The sequence below is a fragment of the Clostridium sp. CM036 genome (assembly GCF_055081135.1).
The window spans coordinates 2,722,501-2,746,543 of record NZ_CM143652.1; the positions used below are offsets into that span (position 1 = coordinate 2,722,501).

Sequence of the window (24,043 nt, forward strand, 5' to 3'; positions counted from 1 at the left end):
CTCAAGTTTGGCTTCTTCTAATTGGATAATAATATCCTTTTGTTCCTGTGTATATTTTAAAGTTGAAAATAATATTTCAATTATTTTTTTTCTATTCATAATAAAAACCTCCCATTTTATATCTTCTCTAAATTCTTGACATAAAACAGGAGTAATATTCTATATTTCTTTTCTTCCTTCTAAAGCTTTAGAAAGGGTTACTTCATCTATATATTCTAAATCTCCACCAACGGGGATACCATGTGCAATCCTTGTGACTTTTGCGCCTAAAGGTTTTAATATTTTAGATATATACATAGCTGTAGCTTCCCCCTCTATGTTGGGATTCGTTGCTACTATTACTTCGCTAACTTCTCCATTAATCCTTCTTATCAGTTCTCTTAATTTTATATCTTCAGGGCCCCTTCCTGACATAGGCGATATTGTCCCATGAAGAACATGATAAACCCCATTAAATTCCCTTACTTTTTCCATAGTCATAATATCTTTTGGATCTTCAACTACACATATGGTGCTCTTATCCCTATTAGGGTTAGAACAAATTGCGCAAGGGTTTGTATCTGTAAAACTTCCGCATATAGAACAGTATTTTACGGTCCCTCTAGCTTCTACCAGTGCATGAGCAAACTCTTCTACTTCTTCCTTTGGAAGATTTAGAACAAATAAAGCCAGCCTCTGAGCTGTTTTTCGCCCTATACCAGGCAATTTGGCAAATTCTTCTATAAGTTTTTCTATTGCTACTGGATATAAATCCAATCTAGTCACCTCATAACAATGTAGTTTTTAAGCTACTGTTTATTAGAACATTCCTGGCATGTTCATTCCACCTGTTAATTTACCCATTTCATTACTTGATTCATCTTCTGCTTTCTTTAGAGCTTCATTACAAGCACTCATAATTAAATCTTCTAGCATTTCAATATCATCTGGATCTACTACTTCTGGTTTTATCTTCACTTCAACAAGTTGTCTCTTTCCGTTAGCTATCGCGGTTACCGCTCCACCGCCAACAGATGATTCAAATTTCTTGTCTCCTAAGTCTTTTTGCATATCTTCCATTTGTTTTTGAAATTTTTGAGCTTGCTTCATTAAACTATTCATATTTCCACCCATACCTGGAAATCCACCTTTTGCCATAATAGTTACCTCCTATATATTAGTTATTCAAGTTAATATTATAATATTTATCTCCTCTAGATTTGCAACTACTAAAATTTAATTTAAAAGTTTATAATCTAAAAGGAAACATATTGCTAATCCATTATAACTTTCTATATTATTATATACTAATACCTATAATAATTTCCATTAAATAAATAAATATTTTTTATTAATAATATGCATTTATTCTAGGATCCTAGACTTTATTCATCTAGTACTTCCACAAGATCTTCTCCAAATGTTTCTTTTAGTATATCCTCAGGTGATCTAGCCTGTATTTCATCAGATTCTATAGTATATTTTATTTTTACTGGTTCTTTTAGTGATTCAGAAAATATTTCTTCTATTATATTCCTATTATCCTCTTTCTCTAATCTAATTTTATTAAAGGCATATTGCTTTTCGTAACCTAGTTCTATTACACCTCCATCGCATGACACAATTTCTCCTGTCATTAAAGACGCATATATAACCATATGTCTTCGTGCTTTAAACATATCTAAAATATCCTTAAAAGATTTTTTTACAATGTCGACGGTTAAATTAGAGTTAGCATTATGCTTTTGTACTGGTCTTATTTCTGTTTTTTTATTTGTTTTACCTTTTAAGGGACTACTCTTTTCGGAAACTCTAGGAGTTACACTTTCACATGCTACAGTTATCTTTCCTTGTTTAATTATTTCCTCTAATTTGTTTATTCTAGATAATAGTACTTCTTTTGATGTGTCATACTCTATTTTGCACATTTTAATAACTGCAAGCTCTAAATAAATTCTATTTTGCTTACTCCATTTAGCTTGTTCCTGCGCATCTTGAAGTATCTTTATATTTCTCATAATCTCTTCTACTCTAATTTTAGCTGCTTGCCTTTTTAAAATATATATATTTTCACTGGACATATCTAAAATATCCTCTACATTTTCACTTACTTTAGCCATCAAAAGATTTCTCATATGAGTGGTCATATCTTTTATAAATACATATATATCCTTACCACTAATAACTATTTCATTTATGACCTTTATTGCCCCTTCAATATTCCTATCTATTACACTTTCCGAAAGTTTTATAAGACTCTCAGACGTTACAAGTCCTAACATATCTATAACATTATCATATTCTACCCTGCCGTCATTCATTGATATGGCTTGGTCTAGAACGCTTAGGGCGTCTCTCATTGCTCCATCAGAAATTCTTGATATTAATTTTAAACTATTATCGTCGACAAAAATGCCTTGCTGCTCAACAATTTTTCGAAGTCTTTCAAATATATCTGCACTTTTTATTCTTTTAAAGTCAAATCTCTGGCATCTTGATAGTATTGTTATTGGTAATTTTTGAGGATCAGTTGTGGCTAATATAAATATTATGTGGCTCGGCGGTTCCTCTAGTGTTTTTAAGAATGCATTAACTGCCCCTATGGATAACATATGAACCTCATCTATAATATAAACTTTATACCTAGCTTCCTGTGGTGGATACTGAACATCCTCAATTATATCGCGAATATTATCTACTCCATTGTGTGATGCTGCGTCTAGCTCAGTAACATCTATCGCTGTTCCTGCATTTATCTTCTTACACATTTCACATTCATTGCAAGGCTCTCCATGATCCGAATTTAAGCAATTAACCGCTTTCGCTAGTATCTTAGCTGTTGAAGTTTTTCCCGTTCCTCTTGTGCCACATAAAAGATATGCGTGAGCTATCCGCTCGCTATTTATTTGATTTTTTAAAGTTATAGTCACATGCTCCTGACCTACTACATCTTGAAAAGTTTTTGGTCTCCATTCTCTATATAAAGCTTTATACGCCACAAATTTCACCTCTTTTAAGTATGGTATTTGTTTTTATCGCAATTCCTTATTGATTTGTAAACTTAACTATTAAAATCCCGTATTCTCTTATTTAAATAATTATATCATTTAAATCAAAATATTAGTTTATATTTATATAAAAAATAAAATCATATTCCACATGACTAATTTATATTTAACAATTAATTTAAATTTTATTTATAATTCTCAAACAATCGAGTAGGAGCTAAATAATTAATTTATTTAGCGACCTCTCACACCACCGTGCATACCGTTCGGTACACGGCGGTTCAATAGAAATTAATGTTTTAATAAATATGTCTCAGATATAGAAACTAATCCTATATTTTTAAGGTATTTATTGGTCAATGTTTTGTTTAATATAGGGCTATTGGATGTTCTCCAATAGCCTTTCCTTGTATTTGCATATTGCAAAGCTTTATTGTTTGGTATTCCTAATTTAACAAGGTTCCCATATTTTGTTTTAATCTTTTTCCATTGTTTCCAAAAACACATTCTAATTCTTCGCCTTAACCATTCATCAAGTGTTTTAAGAATACTTTTAATGTCTGCAATAGCAAAATAATTTATCCATCCAACTATCACTTGCTTAAGTTTCATAAACCTATATTTCATGCTCATCGCATTACTTCTTGAAGTTAATTCTTTTAGCTTTGCTTTGAATTTGATTATAGGTTTTTGAGGAACTCTCATTCTGTATTCACCTTTTGCTCGGTAAAATGAAAATCCTAAAAATTTAAGTTTCCAAGGTCTATCTACTGTACTCTTTTCTTTATTCACTCTAAGCTTTAACTTTTCCTCAATAAATCTCGTAATACTCTTCATTACTCTATTTGCTGATTTCTCACTTTTGACGTATATATTCGCATCATCAGCATATCTACAAAAGTTTAGTCCTCGTTTTGTTAGTTCTACATCGAGTTCATGTAACATTACGTTACTTAATAATGGGGACAAAGGCCCGCCTTGAGGTGCTCCTTCTTCTGTATTCATAAATACCCCATTTATCATCACTCCACTTTGTAGATACTTTCGTATCAGAGAAATTACTCTACTATCTTTAATATCTTCCGATAGTATCCTTATTAATTTATCATGATTTATCGTATCAAAGTATTTAGAAAGGTCTATATTCACCGTCCATGTATGTCCAGCATTAATATATCCCCTACATTTTTCAACAGCTTGTTTTCCACTTCTTAAAGGTCTAAAACCGTAACTATTATCAGAAAATTTCTTTTCATATATTGGTATTAGAGTTTGTGATATCGCTTGTTGAATAACTCTATCTAATACAGTAGGTATTCCAAGTAGCCTAATTCCACCGTCAGGTTTTGGTATTTCTACCCTTCTTACGGCTAGAGGTCTATATCTACTTTCTAATAATGATTGCCTTAATTCTTGTCCATGCTCTTTTAGATAATGTAGAAGTTCATCTACTGTCAAACCATCAATCCCATGACTTCCTTTATTGGCTTTTACTCTTTTATATGCTTTATTCATATTATCTCTCGATAATATCTGCTCGAGTAAACCATTATCATATTCATTCACATCGTTTCTTCCTTCTTCTGACATAGAGGAAATACTATGCACTTCTACATTACCTTCGAGTTCCACTCTATTCTCTCGTAGAGAGCCTTCTTTATGAAGTTGTCTGCTTTTATCATATTTTCTCGTATCCTTCAAAATTCCAAAACCTCCTATTGTTCAGTCCTTCCCACGCTAACGCGTTTTGCATGGTACTATGACGTCTGCTGACTTCTGATAGTTCAGCCATACATCACTGTATGGGTTGTTATTTCTAAATTCATATCCACAACTTACCTATCAGATCTCCCCGGGTAAGAACGCAATCTTTCACTCCATCTATCTGCTACATTTACACCACTTGTTTCGAATAGTTTTGGGCTTCGTTTTGTATTGCAAACTTACCCACAAGCATATGCCTTATATGTAGTTTCTGTTCGTCAGACCGGAGTTTGGCCGCCAACTTCCTTCAGATTCCATCTCACGATGGACACCCTTGTCTTAAGCTATGCACTTGGCACTATTAACCCGTGCTAGGGACTTTCACCCATTAGATTGCGCCCATGCCGGGCGCACAATAAAAAAGATGCCTTTATAGGCATCTTATATTTTTTATGTAAACCGTACACCTCGCTTCGATATATAAACTATGCGCGTTACCTATACAGTTAGCTCAAACCAGGTTGCTCCACGGCACATGGAAGGTTTCACTTACCGCTGCTTCCTTCCGGATCTCACGGGGTTCATGAATTTCCATTGCGTGGGACCAAGTTCTCAACACCACTTATATAGGGCAGACCACACATTTTATAACCTATGCGAGGAATTCACCCCTGCTGTAGCGGATTGCAGGTTACAGGGCACCGCTAACTCCCCGGCTAGTACGGAAATATAAACTGGTGGAAAAAGAGGGATTCGAACCCTCGGTAGAGTCGCCCCTACACACGCTTTCCAGGCATGCTCCTTAAGCCACTCGGACATCTCTCCATAAATTGTTTTAATCTTTGTATACACATAAGTAGTGCAACATAAATAATTATACTATTAATAAATAGTAATTTCAATAGTTAATTGCTAAAATATTTTTCGAATTTTTTTCTAATCATTAATATTGTATTATCTTATATTTCTCAATCTACTTATATATATACATATTTAAATAATTATTTGTATAATTTATAATGATTATTATAAATTAGTGGCATGAATCCCTTCTCTTACAGTTTATAGCAAGAAATATAACCCATAAAGCAATTCCTACTAAGCTTATTAGCTGTGCTACCCTTAGATCTCCAAACATTAAACTATCAGTTCTTAATCCTTCTATAAAGAATCTTCCTAAGGAATATAATCCTATATAGCTAAAAAACACCGTTCCTCTCTTAAGTGTTTTTGTTAATAAATAAATCAGCAATAACCCTACCATAACATTCCATACTGATTCATAAAGAAACGTTGGGTGATAATAAACTCCTTCTATTAACATTCCATTTTGTATAAAATCCGGGAATTTGCTTATAAAGCCTTGAGTAACCGGCCCACCATGAGCTTCACTATTAAAGAAATTCCCCCATCTGCCTATAGCCTGTGCAATAATTATAGATGGTGCTGCTACATCTACAAATTCTAAAAGATTCTCTTTTTTATATCTTGTATATATTAACGCTGCTATCATACCAAATATAATCCCGCCATGGATAGCAAGCCCACCTTGACGTGTATTGAACACTTCTATTAAATTATCTTTATATTGATTAAATTCAAAAATAACATAATAAGCTCTAGCTCCAATAATCGCTATCGGGAAAGATATTAGTACAATATTTAGAAATTCATCATAATCAACATCTTTTAACTTACAAGTGTAATTTGCCAATATAATTCCAACCATCATTCCTATCGAAATAAGAATACCGTACCATCTAATTGTGAGTCCAAATATATTAAAAGCTATTGGTTCCATAAGTAACCTCTCCTTTTATATTAATATTTCGTCATTTGTTCATAAAACCACTAATACAGATAATAAAAAATCAAGTTTTAAATTGAACTTGACTCTCTATATAAGTCTCATAACAATTGTGTATGACTATGATAAAAAAGTAAAGATAAATATTTAAAATTTAAATAAATAGAGAACTCTATATTATAGAATTCTCTATTTATTTTAAAAACATCCTAGTACATGAGAATAAATAACAACTCATTATACTAACCCATTTTTTTCATATGCCGTGTTTTACTATTTTACATTTATGCTTTTTTCTATGAATTCTTCAACTTCTTCAGCTGTTGGCAAGTTAACAACTTGCTCCGCTAAACTTCTCATTTCGCCTTGAGATATATTTCTAATAATTCCTCTTGCTCTTAAAATAGATATAGGACTCATGCTAAATTCATCTAATCCCATTCCAATTAGAATAGGTACTAATTTAGGATTCCCTGCTACTTCGCCACACATACCAACCCATTTATTTTCTTTATGAGCATTATCTATAACCATTTTTACGAGCCTTAGTAAAGCTGGATGAAATGGAGTATATAAATGTGATATTTTTTCATTCATTCTATCTACCGCAGTTGTATATTGAATAAGATCATTAGTTCCTATACTAAAAAAGTCTACCTCTTTAGCTAATAAATCAGAGATAATCGCTGCTGCAGGTATCTCTATCATAATTCCAACTTCTAAATTTTCATTAAATGCTATATTTTCCTTTTGTAGATCATTTTTTACTCCTTGTAAAATACCCTTTGCTGCTCTTAATTCTTCAATACTAGAAATCATAGGAAACATTATTTTAATATTTCCAAAGGTACTAGCTCTTAATATAGCTCTTAATTGCGTTTTAAATATATCTACCTTATCTAAGCAAACTCTTATAGCTCTATATCCTAAGAACGGATTCATTTCCTTCGGTAACTTCAAATAATCTAATTCCTTATCTCCACCAACATCTAAAGTTCTAATAACCACAGGTTTATTTTGCATTTTTTCTGCAACTTCTTTGTATACTGCATATTGTTCTTCTTCAGTAGGTGCTGAATCCCTATCCATATATAAAAACTCAGATCTAAATAAGCCTACCCCTTCACAATCATTATTGATAACACTTTCTAAATCTTTTGGGGTTCCTATATTAGCAGCCAATTCTACTCTTACTCCATCTGTAGTTATGCTTTTTTTCCCTATTAGTAGGTTTAACTCTTCTTTATTTTTATTATATTCAGCTTTTTTCTCTTTATAAATATTAACTATTTTTTCTTCTGGATTAACATATATCAATCCCTCTTCGCCATCAAAAACAATTAAATCTCCATTTTTTACTTTCTTAGTTATATCTTTTACCGCTACTATAGCTGGTATTTCTAAAGTCTTAGCCATTATAGCAGAGTGTGAAGTTCCTCCACCAATTTCCGTTATAAACCCTAAAACCTTGTTTTTATCTATCTGTGATGTGTCTGAAGGAGTTAAATCATGAGCTACAATTATAACCTCATTAGCTAATTCTTCAAAGTTAACCTCTTCAATGTTCATCAATTTTTTCATAAGTCTACTTGTTACATCCTTGATGTCTGCTGCTCTTTCTTTCATATATGTATTATCCATATTTTCAAACATAGAAATGAACATTTCTGAAACCTCTTTTAGTGCCCACTCAGCATTAACTTTATCATCTTCAATTTTTTTCTCAATCTGGTCAAGCATTTCTGGATCTTCTAATATCATTAAATGAGCTTCAAATATGTTAGCTTCCTTTTCACCTAATTTTTTCAATACGTTATTATATATATTCTGAATTTCACTCTTACTATTTTCCATAGCAGTCTTAAATCTTTTAATTTCTTCTTCATAACTCCAAATCTCTTTCTTCTCTATAATCATTTTCTTTTCTTCTTTTAATATTACTTTTCCTATTACTATTCCAGGCGAAACTCCAATGCCTTTCATTAAATAACCTCCTAATAAGTTAAATTCACTCCTTATAGCAATCTTAAATACTTTACTATCTTAGGAGTGAATTTAACTTTATATATGATTTTTTTAAAGGTTTATAATTTCTTTTTCAATTACTATTCTTAATTCCTCTACAGCCTTAACTTCATCGTCTCCATTAGCAACAATTTTGAGTTTATCGCCTTTTGTAGCTGCCATGCTTAATATATTTATTATACTTTTTGCATTATACTTTTCTTCATCCTTAATTAAAGTTATATGTGAAGTAAACTTTGATGCTTTTTTAGCAACAATGCTCGCTGGTCTAGCATGCAACCCTTGCTCGTTCATCAACACAATTTCAACTTCGTACATAAAAACATCCCCTTTTTAATTTTTATTTTACTTATTTTTATAATTTACACGCTACCCTATATCCCATATAAATACAATGATTTAATCCATTAATACTTTGAATTATTTAACAGCATCCTTCTTTAATAAAAAAATCATAAGAGCTGTTACCATTGTACCAACTACTATGGATACTATATATCCACCTAGATTAGAAACTGCATTAGGAATAAATAATACGAATATTCCACCATGAGGAACTGCTAACCCTGCTTTAAATAGCATAGATAGTAATCCAGTAGTTGCTGAACCCACCATTAATGACGGTATCATTTTAAATGGGTCTGCTGCAGCAAATGGTATCGCACCCTCTGTTATAAATGCAGCCCCTAGTGCCCAAGCAGCTTTCCCCGCTTCTCTTTCTTGTAATGTGAATTTTCTTTTTGCTATAACTGTTGCAAGAGCTATTCCTAGCGGAGGAGTCATCCCTGCCGCCATTACTGCTGCCATTACCATAGAAGTTTGGCCCGCAACTATAGTTCCTGCTCCAAAAGCATAAGCGGCCTTATTAATTGGTCCACCCATATCAATAGCCATCATTAAGCCAATAATAATTCCGAGTAAAGCTGAGTTTGCTCCACTTAAATTACTTAACCAACTAGCCATTCCGGTATTTATTATACCTACAGGTTTTCCTATAACATATATCATTACAAGTCCTACTACCAATGAAGATAAAACCGGTAATACTAAAACCGGCATTAAGCCCGCTAATGATTTTGGTAGTTTTATTGTTTTCTTTAAGAAAACAATAGTATAACCCGCTAGGAAACCTGCTATAATCCCCCCTAAAAAGCCTGCACCTGAAGATAGTGCAATCATACCGCCAACCATACCTGGTACAAGACCTGGTCTATCCGCTATTGAGAACGCTATAAACCCTGCCAATATTGGAATCATAAGTGCCATGGCTGAATCTCCACCAATTTGCATTAAAGCTGCTGCAATACTACCTTCTTCTTTAAACGCTAGTATTCCAAAAGCAAATGAAATTGCAATTAGAATTCCCCCCGCTACTACGAAAGGAATCATATAAGAAACCCCTGTCATAAGGTGCTTATAAGGACCTTTTTTCTCAGTAGTTTTTTCTTCTTTAATATCACTGACTTTTTCTGAATCTTTTTTATTTTCTACTTTTATATCTATCGCTCTTTGTATAAGCCCCTTTGGGTCTTTAATTGCATCTTTTACCCCAACTTCAATTATACTTTTCCCTGAAAAACGTTCCTTTGAAACGTTAGTATCTGCTGCAATTATTACTACTCTAGCTTCCTTTATATCTTCCTGCGTCAACTGGTCTTCTGCACCTACCGAGCCTTGAGTTTCCACCTTAATCTCTATGCCCATTTCCTCTCCTGCCATTTTTAGAGCTTCAGCCGCCATATAGGTGTGCGCTATTCCTGTTGGACACGAAGTTATAGCTACATATTTCATGAACTCTCCTCCTTTTAAATTGTTGGCTAATGTTTATTTTTCTAGTAAAGTAATTATTTCTTCAGGGCTACTAGCGTTCATCAAACTATCTCTTAATTCTTTATGCATCAATTTTCTAGAAATTTGGCTTAATATCTTTAAATGCTCATTACTTGATTCTTCTGGTACAGCTATTAAAAAGAATACATGAGCTAGCTCATCATCCATAGACTTATAGTCAATGCCGCCTGTGCTTCGTCCAAATACCAATGCCGGCTCTTTAACTCCACTACTTTTACCATGGGGAATTGCTATTCCCATACCTATACCTGTTGAAAATTCTTTTTCTCTATCTATTACAGCTTGTAGATATTTATCTTTATCTAGTAACTTACCATTTTCATCTAAAATTTTTACCATCTCATTTATTACAGCCTCTTTTGTTTTACTAGTAAGTTCAAGTTTAATTAGATTAACACTTAATAATTCAGTTATATTCATTAATAATCATCCTTTCTATAGGTAATTTATAGTTACTTGCTTTTTTAGTTTCTCTATGTCAGCAAATCTTCCTGTTTGTGTTCCCTCAGTCATTACATTAGCTGTACTTGTTGCACATGCTAGCTTTATAGTTTCTTCAAAGCTATAATTATTCTCAATTGCTACAGCCATTGCTGCGACCATAGAATCTCCAGCCCCTACTGTACTTTTAACTTCTACCTTTAAACCATTTACTTTTGCAACTTTATCACGACTTATGAATATAGATCCTTCTGAGCCTTTCGAGATCACTACATATTTTACTCCATACTCTAATATTTTTTTAGCAGTTTCAATAATTTCATCTTCGCTATTAATGCTGACACCAAAAGCTTTTTCAAGTTCATCAATATTTGGCTTTACCATATATGGACCAGCTTTAATTCCCTGCATTAACACATCGCCATCTGCGTCCAATATAACCTTGCCACCCTTGCTTTTTATATCTTTAATTATTTCACCGTATATATCACCGCGCACTCCACTTGGAACGCTACCTGAAAGAACTACTAGAAAATTTCCCTGGCAATATCCCACGATTTTCTGTTTTACATTAGTAATATCTTCTTCTACTAAACTAGGACCACTTTCGTTTATATCTGTATGTGTATTATTAATCTTATCAAAAATCTTTAAATTAGTCCTAGTTTCACCTTTAACAGATAAAAATTCATTTTTAATATTTAAATCATCTAAATAATCTTTTATTTGATTTCCACTGTTCCCACCTAAAAAACCTAAAGCTAAGCTTTTATGTTGTAATTCCTTAATAACTTTAGATACATTGATACCTTTACCTCCAGCATCAATTCTTGTAGACACAATTCTATTAACACTACCAATTTTAAATTCATCTATTTCAATAGTTTTGTCTATTGCTGGGTTTAGAGTCACTGTTATTATCATTTTTTCACCGCCATTTATTTTGCTGTCATAATTTGTACACCTTTTTCTTCAAACTTTTCTAATAATTCATTATCTAATTGATTATCCGTTATTATTATATCAACACTATCTAAATCAACGATTTTGGCAAAATAAACTGTACCAAATTTAGTATGGTCACATAATAATATAGTTTGCTTTGCAATTTTTATCATTTCTTGTTTTGTGCTCGCTTCAATAATATTGGGAGTAGTTAGCCCATTAATAATGCATACACCATTAGACCCCATAAATGCTTTATCTACTCTGAAATTTTTAAGTGTATTATCTGATACTGGTCCTACCATAGCTCTCGTTTCCCATCGCAATGTACCTCCAGTAACAATCACCTCTACATCTCGCTTTTTAGAAAGTTCATAGGCTACATCTACAGAATTTGTTAAAACCGTTATATCTTTAGCTGTTATATACTTAGCAATACTAAGAGTAGTCGTCCCTGCATCTATTGCTATTGTATCTCCATCTACTATCATTGATGCAGCAATCTTTCCAACAGATTCTTTTTCATCATAAAACTTATCTACTTTTTCTGAAAAAGTGGGTTCAAATTTAGTATTGCGGTTTAGTATAGCCCCCCCATGTACTCTTTTTATAAGTTCATCTTCTTCCAATTCTTGAAGATCACGTCTAATTGTAACTTCTGACACTTCATATAGCTGCGATAAATCGCATACTTTTACTTTTCCATACTTATTTAAACTATCTAATATTTTTGATTTTCTTTCTTCAGCAAACATAATTTCAATCTTCCTTTTATCATATTTGGGATAACAATGTACGTTTGTATTCGTATTTGTTTCATTTGCTTTCGCTTGTGTTCATTTTAATATATTATGATAACGTTGTCAAGCTATATAAACTATTTTAAATTTAAATTTTATAATTCTAGACTATGAATAAAAATATCCTTCAAAAACAAAAACGAAACCCTTTGGCTTCGCTTTCATTATATCGAGCTATATAGTTTTTCGCCTATTATGCGTTATTTTGTTCTTTCTCTAATTCTTGTTTTAGTATCTCCTCAATTTTAGGAGTACATCTATGCCCATTGCATCCGCCTGTTCCCGCCCCTGTAGCTTTTTGAACTTCCTCTACAGTTCTTGCACCATTTTGTATAGCTTTTTTTATTGTAGACCTCGGTATTGCCTTACATAAACATGTTTTTGTAATTTTATCCATTATTTCATTGTTTATATTCTGTTCCATGATGTTTTCCTCCTTTTCCACTATCTTTTATCTTTAAAAAAATCAGTCAATAAATTACCACATTCCTCGGTGTATAACCAATTTATTTCTGTCCAGTGATTTAAATCATCATTTTGAAGAACATTTATAACTGACCCACAAGCCCCTACGCTAGGATCAAAGATGCCTATATATAATTTGCTTATCCTAGACTGTAATATAGCACCTGCACACATAGGGCATGGTTCTAACGTTACATACATATCACATCCAGTTAATCTCCAACTTCCTATTACTTCACAGGCTTTTTTTATAGCTAAAACTTCTGCATGGGCCGTAGCATCTTGAAGCGTTTCTCTGAGGTTGTGCGCCCTAGCAATTATTACATTGTCTTTAACTATAACTGCACCTACAGGTACTTCCCCTAATAATAATGATCTTTTGGCTTCTTTTAATGATTCATTAATAAAATGTTTTTTCATTTAAACCCCTTTGTTATATAAATAATTATTTTTAATAATTTTTATTTCCCGGTAAATAAAAAAACTAGCAAAGTATTACTTTACTAGTTTTTGGTGCACACGAGAGGAGTCGAACCTCCGACCTTCCCCTTAGGAGGGGGACGCTCTATCCAGCTGAGCTACGGGTGCATATTTTATTTCTACCTAACCATAATATTACACTTTTATAAGTATGTCAACCTATAGATAAATTAAAACACAAATTTTATATTAATTATTAAAAATCTTATAGTGTTTATTTATTATTAGAATTTTAATACAGTTAATAGTATATACTGTATACTATATACTATTAACTGGAGGTGTTCTAATTGAATAATGATATAAAAAATTTTTTCCTCGCTGGACTAGGATCTGCAGCATATACTTATGAAAAAGCTACAAATCTAATAGATGATTTTGTACAAAAGGGTAAATTAACCTTAGAAGAGGGTAAGAATTTATCTGAAGAACTAAAAAGAACCGTAAAAGGAAAAAAAGAAGAATCTAAAGTTTTTACAGAAGAAGAAAAGCCTTTGACAAAAGAAGATATGTTATTACTCCTTTCAGAAATGAGCTTTGCAACTAAAGAAGATATTGAAACTTTGAATAAAAGATTATCAAATTTAGAAACCCTTCAGCCATAAATTCACAAATGAAAGTCAAATGAAAGTCCTGCTATTCTTTCAGGTCTTTTATTTTTAAGTGAGGTATAAAATGCGACGTAATTCTGTTAATCGATTTAGAACAATTATTAAAGTTCTTGGCTCTTATGGCTTTGGATATATTATAGACTCTAAATTTAACAAACAAAATAAACTCCCTGAAAATTTAAGGAAAGCCTTTGAAGAGCTTGGCCCTACTTTTATAAAGATTGGCCAAATATTGAGTACTAGACCAGATTTATTACCCTCAGCTTATATAGTAGAACTGTCAAAGCTCCAAGATAGCGTACTTCCAGAAAACATTGAAACCATAAAAAAAGTATTCTTTGATCAATTTGGAAAATCAACAACTGAGTGTTTTCAAAAGTTTTACGAAGAACCTTTAGCCTCTGCATCTATTTCTCAAGTGCATAAGGCTACCTTAAAGGATGGTAGGGATGTAGTAGTTAAAATACAAAGACCAGATATTGCAAAAAAGATGAAATTAGATATTTCTATACTCGTTCGTATAATAAAATTCACAAAAACAAAATTCTCTGATTCACCAATCGACCCTGAAGAAGCCTTACATGAAATACTTTTAGCAACTGAACTTGAGCTTGATTTTAACAATGAAGTTAAAAATATAAATAACTTTAAAAATCTCAACAAAGATGTTGCATTTTTATATGTACCTTACGTGGTTCAAGATTTATCTAGTACTAGGGTTTTAACTATGGAAAGAATTTATGGCTTTAAAGTAGATGATATGAAAAAGCTCCTAACTTTTCATTATGATCTTGATGATTTAGGTAAGAAATTAGCTTTATCTTACTTAAAACAAGTTCTACAAGATGGCTTTTTTCACGGAGATCCACACCCCGGAAATATATTTATATGCGAAGGTAAAATTTGTTTTATTGACTTTGGAATTATGGGGAGTCTCTCGAATTCATTGAAATCAACACTAAATGATATGATATCAGCTGTTGTTCTTAATGACATAAATAAAATGATTTCATCTCTTTTATCTATAGGAATAAAAAAGGGCTATGTAGATAGAAATAAACTATATGAAGACTTAGATTATCTAATTGTAAATTATCTTTCAGTTTCTTTAAACAACATTCAGATTTCCGTTATGCTCTCTGAAATCTTTAATATAGCTAAACAAAACAATATTCGTCTACCTCGTGATTTTACACTTCTAATAAGAGCTCTTGTAATTTTAGAAGGTGTAATAGCAAGTATCGCTCCTGATATAAAAATAATAGATATAGCTATCCCTTATGTAAAGGATAATAATAAATTTTCTTTATTAAAAAATCTAGATTCTAATACTTTACTTATTTATACATATTCATTTATAAAAGATTCATTTAAACTTCCATCAAAAATTATAGAATTATCTGAAAGTCTAATAACGGGAAGAGCTAAACTTCAATTAGAACATAAAAATTTAAACGCTCCTATAAATGAATTAAATAAAGGTATAAACCGATTAGTTTTTGGCCTTATTATTTCTTCAATGATTATAGGATCTTGTACAATTTTAAATTCTAATATAGGGCCTAAAATATATAACATATCACTTATTGGTATAACTGGTTTTTTGGCTGCGGCATTTATGGGCTTTTGGTTATTAATCTCTATAATAAAATCCGGCAAATTATAACATAAACTATAAAAACGAGGTATTTTTATGATTAAGTATTACAATAGAAAACAAAATAAATATGAAATTGAAAAGGTCGCTGGTGAAAAGTATTTAAATTGGTCTTATTCCTCTCCTTCTGGAAAAGGACTAGTTGAGTTATTACTTAAGAAAAAGCTATTTTCAAAATTATATGGTTATTACTGCGACACAAAAATAAGTTCTAGAAAAATCAAAGATTTTATTAAAGATTTTGATATTGATATGTCTTTATACACTAAGACTTATAATGAGTATTCGTCTTTTAATGATTTTTTTATAAGACCTTTAAATACAAGTGCCCGAATAATTGATAAAAATAATAATGCTTTAATCTCGCCTTGTGACGGCAAAATTTTGGCTTACGATAATATTAACTTGAATGATTTAGTCCAAGTAAAAGGCTTTACTTATTCGCTTAAAGAACTACTCCAAGATAATGAAGTATACAATTTGTACGATGGAGGTACCTGCTTAATCTTTAGATTATGCCCAACTGATTATCATCGCTTTCATTTTATTGATGATGGTGTCTGTAGCGATACAACTAGAATCAAAGGTCATTATTATTCTGTAAACCCTATAGCATTAAAAAATATAAAAAAATTATTTTGTCAAAATAAAAGAGAATGGAGCATTTTTCACTCAGATAACTTTGGTGATGTTATTTGCATGGAGGTTGGTGCTACTTGCGTAGGTTCAATTCTTCAAAGTTATAGTACAGATGCCAAAATTACAAAAGGAGAGGAAAAAGGGTACTTCAAATTCGGTGGTTCCACTGTAATCCTGTTTTTAAAAAAAGATGTCGTAAAAATTCATGAGGATTTACTAAACCAAACACAATTAGGTTTTGAAACTTCTGTATTAATGGGAGAAGAAATAGGACTGAAATAACTTTTCAGTCCTATTTTTTTATGCATAATTAGTTCTTAACTTTAAATTTAGATTTTTCACATTTAGATCCTTAGTCATTGGAACTGGTGCAGTTTTTTCTTTGGTGCCATATAGCCATTAACAAAGGGTGTACGGTACACCATTTGCAGCATCTCTGTTCACATATGGAATTATTCTTCATTTTTATATTTTATACAACCTTCAAAAAAAACGACAGAACCCAGTAACTATTACAGTTACTGGGTTCTTATGGTGCGTCGGACAGGAGTCGAACCTGCGACCAACTGGTTCGTAGCCAGCTACTCTATCCAACTGAGCTACCAACGCATATATATCATTACTATATTACCATATTATATGCTAAGAGTAAAGATTTATTTACAAACTTTTATTTACAAAATCTTCTCTAAGAATTCCCATAATAATTACATCCCTATAATTCCCATAGGAAAAGCAAGTCTTTCTCTTCTTTCCTTCTTCTATAAACCCACATTTTTTATAACATTGAATTGCTCTTAAATTAAAATCTAGTACTTCGAGCTCTACTCTATGCGCAGCAATATCCATGAATAAATATTTTAACAAAACCTTTACAGAATCTTGCCCATATCCTCTATTCCAAAAGTTTTGACCTACAGTTATACCTAATACATATACATTTTTACTTTCACTAATTTCTCTAAACGTTATATATCCTACAACTACGCCTTTTCCATTTATAATGCTAAGATATTTCTTATCAAGATTAATAAACTTATTAAAATTATTTAATATATCCTCTTTAGATGGAGGCAATCTAAAATTACCATCAAGTCTCCTAACCTCTTCATCAGCCCAAATATCATAAAATATATTCAAATCTCGTCTCTCTACACATCTCAATAATATTTTATTACCTTTTAACATATTTTAGCCTTCTTTATTATTTTAATACTATAATTATACCTTTTATTTACTTTTAATTCAATAATCAAATTACTTATTTTGTAATATAACGATTTTTTAGTGGGCGTATAATTCACCTTGTAGTTATTCAATAAAGTAAAAAAAGTATCTAACAATTGTTAGATACTTTTGGTGGAGAAAGAGGGATTTGAACCCTCGCACCAGTTTCCCAGTCTATACCCTTAGCAGGGGCACCTCTTTAGCCACTTGAGTATTTCTCCATGGCTTAATTTTATGTCGTTAAAAAATGGTGGAGGAAGTGGGATTCGAACCCACGGTACGCTTTCACGTACGTCGGTTTTCAAGACCGGTGCCTTAAACCAACTCGACCATCCCTCCATATCTTAACGACAAGGTTAATTATATCAGCATGTTGATATCCTGTCAATATTTTTTTGAAAACATTTACCAACATAATATATTATGTGAAAATAAAAAACATCTAACAAACGTTAGATGTTGCTGGTGGAGAAAGAGGGATTTGAACCCTCGCACCAGTTTCCCAGTCTATACCCTTAGCAGGGGCACCTCTTTAGCCACTTGAGTATTTCTCCATAGCTTAATTTTATGTCGTTAAAAAATGGTGGAGGAAGTGGGATTCGAACCCACGGTACGCTTTCACGTACGTCGGTTTTCAAGACCGGTGCCTTAAACCAACTCGACCATCCCTCCATATCTTAACGACAAGATTTATTATATCAGCATAAACATCACCTGTCAACACATTTATATTTCATGCCATAAACTTCAATTTCATATACTATAATAAATAAACAACTTAATATTAAATACTTAAGTTGCTCATTTATTATTATGATATAAATTAATAATTTAAATACTTATTTTGAAATTAATGTTTTTTGTCCCATATACTTCACTAAAACATTTGGAATAGTTACTGATCCATCTTCATTCTGGTAGTTTTCAAGTACTGCAGCTAATGCTCTTCCAATAGCTACCCCTGATCCATTTAGTGTATGAATATAATTAGCTTTATCCTTTTTATCATCTTTATACTTAATGTTGGCACGCCTTGCTTGGAAATCCTCGAAATTACTACAGCTTGATATTTCAACATACTTGTTGTAGCTTGGCATCCAAACCTCGATATCATATTTAAATGATGCTGTAAATCCTAAATCGCCTTTACATATCTTAACTATTCTATAAGGTAATTCAAGTCCTTGTAATACTGACTCTGCATCCATAAGTAACTTTTCAAGCTCTGCATATGAATCCTCAGGCTTTGTGAATTTAAGAAGTTCTACTTTATTAAATTGATGTTGCCTTATAAGTCCTCTACTATCCCTTCCTGCTGAACCTGCTTCTTGTCTAAAACAAGCACTATACGCAACATGCTTTATAGGAAGATCTTGACCACTTAATATCTCATCTCTATAAATATTTGTAACAGGTACCTCTGCTGTCGGTATTAAGAAATAGTCTGTATTAGCCACTTTAAAAGCATCTTCTTCAAACTTAGGTAATTGACCCGTACCGATCATACTTTGTCTATTAACCATATATGGAGGCAGTATTTCTGTATACCCATTGTTATCCACATGAAGATCTAAAAAATAACTTATTAGTGCTCTTTCAAGCCTTGCTCCGAGGCCTTTATATACTGTAAATCTTGAACCCGTAATCTTTGCGCCTCTTTCAAAATCTAAAATATCATTGTCTGTTCCCAAATCCCAATGCGCTTTAGCTGCATAGCTGAAATGTTTAGGCTCTCCCCATTTTTTCACTTCAACATTATCTTCCTCGGTATCCCCTTCTGGCACATTTACACTCGGTATGTTTGGGATACTTAACATAATATTTTTAATTTTTTCATTTACTTCATATAGCTCAATATCAAAATTTTTAATTTCATCTGAAAGTTTTTTCATTTGGGACATAATTTCTTCTACATTTTCTCCACTTTTCTTAAGCTTTGGTATAAGCGCAGATTGAGTGTTCCTATTATTTTTTAATTCTTCAACCTCAACTAATATATCCCTTCTTGCTTTATCAAGAGATACCACTTCATCAATTACTGATAAATCAAAATTTTCCCCTCTATTTTTCATTAATTTTTTTATTTCTTCTGGATTATTTCTTATTCTTTTCAAATCTAACATGACTATTCCTCCTTAAATATTATTAATTATTTATTCTTGTAAAATTTTAATTAAGTATTTCTTTCAATATTTTTTGTGCAAATAATATCAACTCCAGTATTAAGTACGTTTTTACATACTATATCCCCTATTTTTATAGGAGGACCTACATGTATCCTGCTTAATGCTTTTGAGCATTCGATCCATAACTTCTTACTAATAGGTTTACTACTTTTTACTGGAACTACATTTCGTAATTTAGATCCTTTTATTCTAACTAAAGTTGTTAATATTGCTTTAGTTTCATTAAATTTGCAATCAGTTTTTTCGCTCAAATAAAATCATCTCCTACATACTATCAAATTCTTTTATTCTATATAACACAATATTAGAATTTTTTGAGTCCTTAACTATCTCTGTCATTTTATTATTGGTTTCTCTTGCTAAAATAGAAACAATCTTGTTTAAACAATGTGATCCTTGACAATTTCCAAATGCAGCACCGGTTCTTCTTTTAACTCCTTCTACCGTCCGTGCACCTAAAGGTCTCCTTATAGCATCCACTATTTCACCTTCAGTTACTTTTTCACATCCGCATATTATATTACCATATTTTTTATCTATCTTAATAATACTTTTTCTTTCCTCGTCACACAATTCTCTAAACTTATAGTACTCACGCCTTTTATCATTGAAATCTTTTTTGAGCTTGCATTCCATCTTGCTCACTACACTCTCACATACAATGCTTGCTATAGCAGGTGTCATAGTAACTTGACCGTAGTGCTTTCCTTTAATCTGAATAAGTCCATCATCTATACCGCTATCATCAATTATCATAGGCTCTTCGAAAAAGGGCCATTCTAAAAACATTTTAACATCCATATCGTCTAGACCATTTGTTATCTTGGATACCCTATTTACTATTTCATCATAACTGACATTCTTTTTTGTATCAAAAGCAGCTACAGTATCGCCCTCCATAGTTGGAATTGTATACATACTTTCCCCTTTAACATTAATCATAAATAATGCATGCGAAAATCTTGCTTTTTTATCATTGTCTAAAAGTATATACTTTGATATTCCTTCATTATTATTTACATGAAGTTTTTTTTCATTTACTATACTGTAATTTTCTGAAGGTGTTGTATTTATTACCATTTTGCAAGTGAATTTATTTTTATTAGTAACAACTCTAAATCCTTTTGATATTTCTTGAATATCTATTACTTCTTCTTCTAATTTAAATTTTACACCATTATCAAATGCCACTTCGCCATAAGATAATGCTAAATCAAATGGACAAATTACCCCCGTATTTTTAGAATATAACGCTTTTTTAACATCTATATTTAAGTTTTGTTCCATTTCATATATGTATTCTGGGTCTAAAATAAATACGTCCTTCGTGCCTCGCTCTATTGCTCTATTATATATTTTTTTGATTATTTCAACCTCTTCATCAGTTTGAGCAATTATTAAGGAACCGCACCTTTTAAAGGGAACATTAAATTTAGCACTTATAGTATCCATCATTTTATTACCCATACGTTCAAGCTTTGCAGTTAAAACATCTTCACTTTCAATACCATTATATATCATAGCAGTGTTTATTAATGCTACATCATCCGCTATATCATAGTCTTTTTCAATAACAGCTATATTAAGATTATATTTTGAGATCTCATAAGCAACTGCACATCCAATTATTCCTCCGCCCAAAATAAGTACATCATAGTCCATCGTAACCCTCCAGCATAAAACAAAACTGTTTTAATTTACATTATTATTATATCCTTTTTTAAACATGTGACTCAATATGTTAAATTTTTTCCTAATTTCACTAAAAAAGAAGAACAGTCATCCATTCTTCTTTTCGCCCGTATTTTAGACGTAATTGTTATTTGATGGATATTCAATCTCTTATACTATAACAAGAAAGCATTTTTTTTAAACTTTCTTTATTTATAGGTTTATTTAAAATGAAATCAACATTATTCATATCTTGACCTTCAAAAGATCCCACCCAACCTGTCATTAAGCAAAAATATGTCTGATTGTTTATTTTTTTAACTTTTTCAGCAACTTGAAACCCATTAATACTCGGCATGGTAAAATCACATACAATTATATCATATTTTCTCCTTTGTAACTCTGAGTCTAAATTTTCACATCCACAAGCCTTTGTTTTACATTTAACAATTGATTTTATCATACTAGCAACAACATTTCTTATTTGCTCCTGATCATCGATAACAAGAATGTTGCCTTCAAAATCAATTACATCCCTTAATCCTACGTCATCACTTTTAGTTATTTTTTCACATAGGGGTAATTTAATAATAAAAGAAGTTCCTACATTTTGTTTGCTTTCAATTTCCATGCTCCCTTTATGTGAAAGTATTATATTATAAGAGATACTTAATCCAAGCCCTGAGCCATCATTACCTTTTGTTGTAAAAAACGGTTCAAATATTCTTTTTTGAATCTCTTTTTTCATTCCCATTCCACTATCTCTTATTTCTATAATAGCCATATTAGCTTTATTTTTAGTAATGAATTCTATTTTACCACCTTTTGGCATAGCATCTATAGCATTTACTATTATATTTATAAATACCTCTCTTATTTCTGTTATATTTCCTTGCATCTCCTCATTAGATTTTAATGATTTAATTATGCTTATTTTTATTCCTTTAAAACTACTTCCTGTTAGCCATTTACTTTTAGTTAAATCTATTGCATCTGAAATTACATTATCTACACTAAAAATTTCAAAATCATTATCTTTTCCATTACATTTTTGGGTTAATTTTTTAACCTTATTAGTAATATTGATTCCATCATACGCACATATTTCTATAATGCTAATCAACTTCAAATTTTCTTTTTCCTTAGTTTTATCCTTTAAAAGTTGAACAGAGCCTACAATTGGTGTAAGTATATTATTTATATCATGAGTTATTCCCGCAGCCATTTCTCCCATAGCTCTCAGTTTTTCGTTTTGTATTAGTCTATTTCGCATATCAGAAAATCTTTTTTGATCCTGTATTAAATAAAATGCAGTTTTACATATTGATTTTAAATGTTCTATGTTATTTTTAGATAGCTCTCTATTATTTTTATATCTTCCTATACATATTACACCCTTAGAACTATCATAATATTCTACATTAATAGCCATATAGCTTACTATGCCTAATAACTTGAATTTTTCTACTAATTCTGAGTCCTCTATTTCACTTAAATTTAATAATGAATCTCCATTACTATTTAATACCATTTCATTGAAGCTATTAATATAATGGATCGTTTTTATATCCTTAATCAAATAATATTTATGTTTTTTAGTGATCCCATAATAATTACCCAATTCTATCGCATTTTTTTGCTCTTTAACTGAACTATGTAAAATACAAAAATCTACATCACATACAGCCTTAATTTTATTCATTACGATTTCTCTGAATTCATTTTCATCTGTATTTTGGGGTATATCTGAAAAAATATCATTAAATAAAACTAAATTTTTATTCTGATATTTTAGTTGTGAATTAGACTGAAGCATCCAAATTGCTTTTTCTATTTCACCCTTATTTTTAAATTCCATTTCTTTATTTCTATCTATAATAATTAATGTTTGAAATAAATTGCTAAATCTATGCAATTCATTGAAGTTATATACATTATTGTTAATGTATATCATATTAGAAATATTATCTTTTGAACACTCTATTATTTTTTGAACACATTTAATTAAAACATCTACTTTTCCAACTCTTCTAATTACATTTTTAAAATCCCATACTATTCTCAATTTTTGTCTAACAACAAAAATAATATCTAAAAACTCTCTATAGTCATAATCAAAAGTATCAATATTATACGTTTTTATTTTAAAGATACCTTCATTTATATTATGCCTTATGAAGTCTTCATCACCATCAAAGTTTTTTTCAATATTTTTATAGAATATATCATCTGTAAAAAATATTATTTTTTCTCCGTTTATAAGAGCATCTGAAATATTTTTTATTATTACTTTAGGTAAATTATTAATATTTAAAGAATCTGTACCTATACACAATGAATTTTTACCAGCCTTATACAAATTATTATTTGTATATTTCATAACATAACCCCCATACCCCTTACACTCTTATATATATAAACTTATTCGACATTTTATTTCAAATTCCTTTGTTTTATACAATATTTATCTCACTCTATATATTTTTACATAACGCAAAACAAATTATACTATAAAAGTAAGGACATACAACAATATATGTCCTAAGA

Annotated in this window: 21 protein-coding genes, 7 tRNA genes, 1 other RNA gene and 1 pseudogene (1 of these 30 cut by a window edge); 3 read left to right on the forward strand and 27 right to left on the reverse strand. The window is 31.0% G+C overall.

Annotated elements, in window-relative coordinates; all coding sequences use genetic code 11:
* The 17 genes from ACWJKE_RS12725 to ACWJKE_RS12805 all read right to left on the reverse strand — a co-directional run.
* Positions 1-99 carry the beginning of a DUF2508 family protein gene (locus ACWJKE_RS12725; protein WP_216304594.1) on the reverse strand. The gene continues 183 nt to the left of window position 1, outside the view, so 99 of the gene's 282 nt are visible here — the first part of the coding sequence; the start codon lies at positions 97-99; the stop codon falls past the left edge of the window.
* Positions 100-159: 60 nt separating this feature from the next.
* The gene (gene recR / locus ACWJKE_RS12730; protein ID WP_165414975.1) at positions 160-756 is read right to left on the reverse strand and encodes a recombination mediator RecR; all 597 of its coding nucleotides are present in this window, start codon (positions 754-756) and stop codon (positions 160-162) included.
* Between the two features lie 42 nt (positions 757-798).
* Positions 799-1,137 (reverse strand): YbaB/EbfC family nucleoid-associated protein, encoded by a 339-nt coding sequence (locus ACWJKE_RS12735; RefSeq protein ID WP_165414974.1) that lies wholly within the window; start codon positions 1,135-1,137, stop codon positions 799-801.
* A gap of 227 nt (positions 1,138-1,364) precedes the next feature.
* Positions 1,365-2,978 carry a DNA polymerase III subunit gamma/tau gene (dnaX, locus tag ACWJKE_RS12740; RefSeq protein ID WP_220287849.1) on the reverse strand — a complete coding sequence of 538 codons (1,614 nt, stop codon included), beginning with the start codon at positions 2,976-2,978 and terminating at the stop codon, positions 1,365-1,367.
* A gap of 300 nt (positions 2,979-3,278) precedes the next feature.
* Positions 3,279-4,688 (reverse strand): group II intron reverse transcriptase/maturase, encoded by a 1,410-nt coding sequence (gene ltrA, locus ACWJKE_RS12745; protein ID WP_462952630.1) that lies wholly within the window; start codon positions 4,686-4,688, stop codon positions 3,279-3,281.
* A 462-nt stretch (positions 4,689-5,150) separates the two neighbouring features.
* Positions 5,151-5,416: signal recognition particle sRNA large type (gene ffs / locus ACWJKE_RS12750), an RNA gene on the reverse strand.
* 10 nt (positions 5,417-5,426) lie between these two features.
* Positions 5,427-5,516 (reverse strand) — tRNA-Ser (locus ACWJKE_RS12755).
* A 208-nt stretch (positions 5,517-5,724) separates the two neighbouring features.
* Positions 5,725-6,492 carry a prolipoprotein diacylglyceryl transferase gene (lgt, locus tag ACWJKE_RS12760; protein WP_220287557.1) on the reverse strand — a complete coding sequence of 256 codons (768 nt, stop codon included), beginning with the start codon at positions 6,490-6,492 and terminating at the stop codon, positions 5,725-5,727.
* A gap of 279 nt (positions 6,493-6,771) precedes the next feature.
* Positions 6,772-8,481 carry a phosphoenolpyruvate--protein phosphotransferase gene (gene ptsP, locus ACWJKE_RS12765; RefSeq protein ID WP_220287559.1) on the reverse strand — a complete coding sequence of 570 codons (1,710 nt, stop codon included), beginning with the start codon at positions 8,479-8,481 and terminating at the stop codon, positions 6,772-6,774.
* Positions 8,482-8,574: 93 nt separating this feature from the next.
* The gene (locus tag ACWJKE_RS12770) at positions 8,575-8,841 is read right to left on the reverse strand and encodes an HPr family phosphocarrier protein (RefSeq protein ID WP_165414899.1); all 267 of its coding nucleotides are present in this window, start codon (positions 8,839-8,841) and stop codon (positions 8,575-8,577) included.
* Positions 8,842-8,943: 102 nt separating this feature from the next.
* Positions 8,944-10,314, reverse strand: a complete 1,371-nt coding sequence (locus ACWJKE_RS12775) for a PTS fructose transporter subunit IIC (RefSeq protein WP_258876463.1) — start codon at positions 10,312-10,314, stop codon at positions 8,944-8,946.
* 33 nt (positions 10,315-10,347) lie between these two features.
* Positions 10,348-10,794, reverse strand: a complete 447-nt coding sequence (locus ACWJKE_RS12780; RefSeq protein WP_165414897.1) for a PTS sugar transporter subunit IIA — start codon at positions 10,792-10,794, stop codon at positions 10,348-10,350.
* A gap of 15 nt (positions 10,795-10,809) precedes the next feature.
* Positions 10,810-11,739 (reverse strand): 1-phosphofructokinase, encoded by a 930-nt coding sequence (gene pfkB, locus ACWJKE_RS12785; protein WP_216304569.1) that lies wholly within the window; start codon positions 11,737-11,739, stop codon positions 10,810-10,812.
* Positions 11,740-11,753: 14 nt separating this feature from the next.
* Complete coding sequence (locus ACWJKE_RS12790; RefSeq protein WP_216304568.1) at positions 11,754-12,515, reverse strand: DeoR/GlpR family DNA-binding transcription regulator; 762 nt, start codon at positions 12,513-12,515, stop codon at positions 11,754-11,756.
* Positions 12,516-12,753: 238 nt separating this feature from the next.
* Positions 12,754-12,984, reverse strand: coding sequence for a (2Fe-2S)-binding protein (locus ACWJKE_RS12795; protein WP_220287561.1), 231 nt, complete (start codon positions 12,982-12,984; stop codon positions 12,754-12,756).
* Between the two features lie 20 nt (positions 12,985-13,004).
* A complete protein-coding gene (locus ACWJKE_RS12800) occupies positions 13,005-13,445 on the reverse strand; it encodes a nucleoside deaminase (protein ID WP_220287564.1) in 441 nt (146 codons plus the stop codon).
* 91 nt (positions 13,446-13,536) lie between these two features.
* Positions 13,537-13,613: transfer RNA gene (locus ACWJKE_RS12805), tRNA-Arg, on the reverse strand.
* A gap of 182 nt (positions 13,614-13,795) precedes the next feature.
* On the opposite strand from ACWJKE_RS12805, the gene ACWJKE_RS12810 reads away from it, so the two are divergent.
* From ACWJKE_RS12810 to ACWJKE_RS12820, 3 genes are all read left to right on the forward strand, one after another.
* Positions 13,796-14,110, forward strand: coding sequence for a phasin family protein (locus tag ACWJKE_RS12810; RefSeq protein WP_216304414.1), 315 nt, complete (start codon positions 13,796-13,798; stop codon positions 14,108-14,110).
* A gap of 70 nt (positions 14,111-14,180) precedes the next feature.
* Entirely contained in the window at positions 14,181-15,782 is a 1,602-nt protein-coding gene (locus ACWJKE_RS12815; RefSeq protein ID WP_165414905.1) for an ABC1 kinase family protein, read from the forward strand.
* A 27-nt stretch (positions 15,783-15,809) separates the two neighbouring features.
* Positions 15,810-16,694, forward strand: coding sequence for a phosphatidylserine decarboxylase (locus ACWJKE_RS12820; protein ID WP_462958859.1), 885 nt, complete (start codon positions 15,810-15,812; stop codon positions 16,692-16,694).
* Between the two features lie 250 nt (positions 16,695-16,944).
* Here ACWJKE_RS12820 and ACWJKE_RS12825 read toward each other — a convergent pair.
* The 10 genes and pseudogenes from ACWJKE_RS12825 to ACWJKE_RS12870 form a co-directional block, all read right to left on the reverse strand.
* Positions 16,945-17,021 (reverse strand) — tRNA-Arg (locus ACWJKE_RS12825).
* Between the two features lie 51 nt (positions 17,022-17,072).
* Positions 17,073-17,600 (reverse strand): GNAT family N-acetyltransferase, encoded by a 528-nt coding sequence (locus ACWJKE_RS12830; RefSeq protein WP_216304412.1) that lies wholly within the window; start codon positions 17,598-17,600, stop codon positions 17,073-17,075.
* Between the two features lie 169 nt (positions 17,601-17,769).
* Positions 17,770-17,860: transfer RNA gene (locus tag ACWJKE_RS12835), tRNA-Ser, on the reverse strand.
* Positions 17,861-17,887: 27 nt separating this feature from the next.
* A tRNA-Ser gene (locus tag ACWJKE_RS12840) sits at positions 17,888-17,978 on the reverse strand.
* 124 nt (positions 17,979-18,102) lie between these two features.
* Positions 18,103-18,193, reverse strand: a tRNA-Ser gene (locus ACWJKE_RS12845).
* A 27-nt stretch (positions 18,194-18,220) separates the two neighbouring features.
* Positions 18,221-18,311 (reverse strand) — tRNA-Ser (locus ACWJKE_RS12850).
* Between the two features lie 167 nt (positions 18,312-18,478).
* Positions 18,479-19,762, reverse strand: a complete 1,284-nt coding sequence (serS, locus tag ACWJKE_RS12855; protein WP_216304411.1) for a serine--tRNA ligase — start codon at positions 19,760-19,762, stop codon at positions 18,479-18,481.
* A gap of 50 nt (positions 19,763-19,812) precedes the next feature.
* Positions 19,813-20,049: pseudogene (locus tag ACWJKE_RS12860) on the reverse strand (DUF1667 domain-containing protein); the annotation flags it as partial.
* Between the two features lie 40 nt (positions 20,050-20,089).
* Positions 20,090-21,487: an FAD-dependent oxidoreductase gene (locus ACWJKE_RS12865; RefSeq protein WP_462958860.1), complete on the reverse strand. Its 1,398-nt coding sequence runs from the start codon at positions 21,485-21,487 to the stop codon at positions 20,090-20,092.
* Between the two features lie 172 nt (positions 21,488-21,659).
* Complete coding sequence (locus ACWJKE_RS12870; RefSeq protein WP_216304408.1) at positions 21,660-23,876, reverse strand: hybrid sensor histidine kinase/response regulator; 2,217 nt, start codon at positions 23,874-23,876, stop codon at positions 21,660-21,662.
* Between the last annotated feature and the right edge of the window lie 167 nt (positions 23,877-24,043).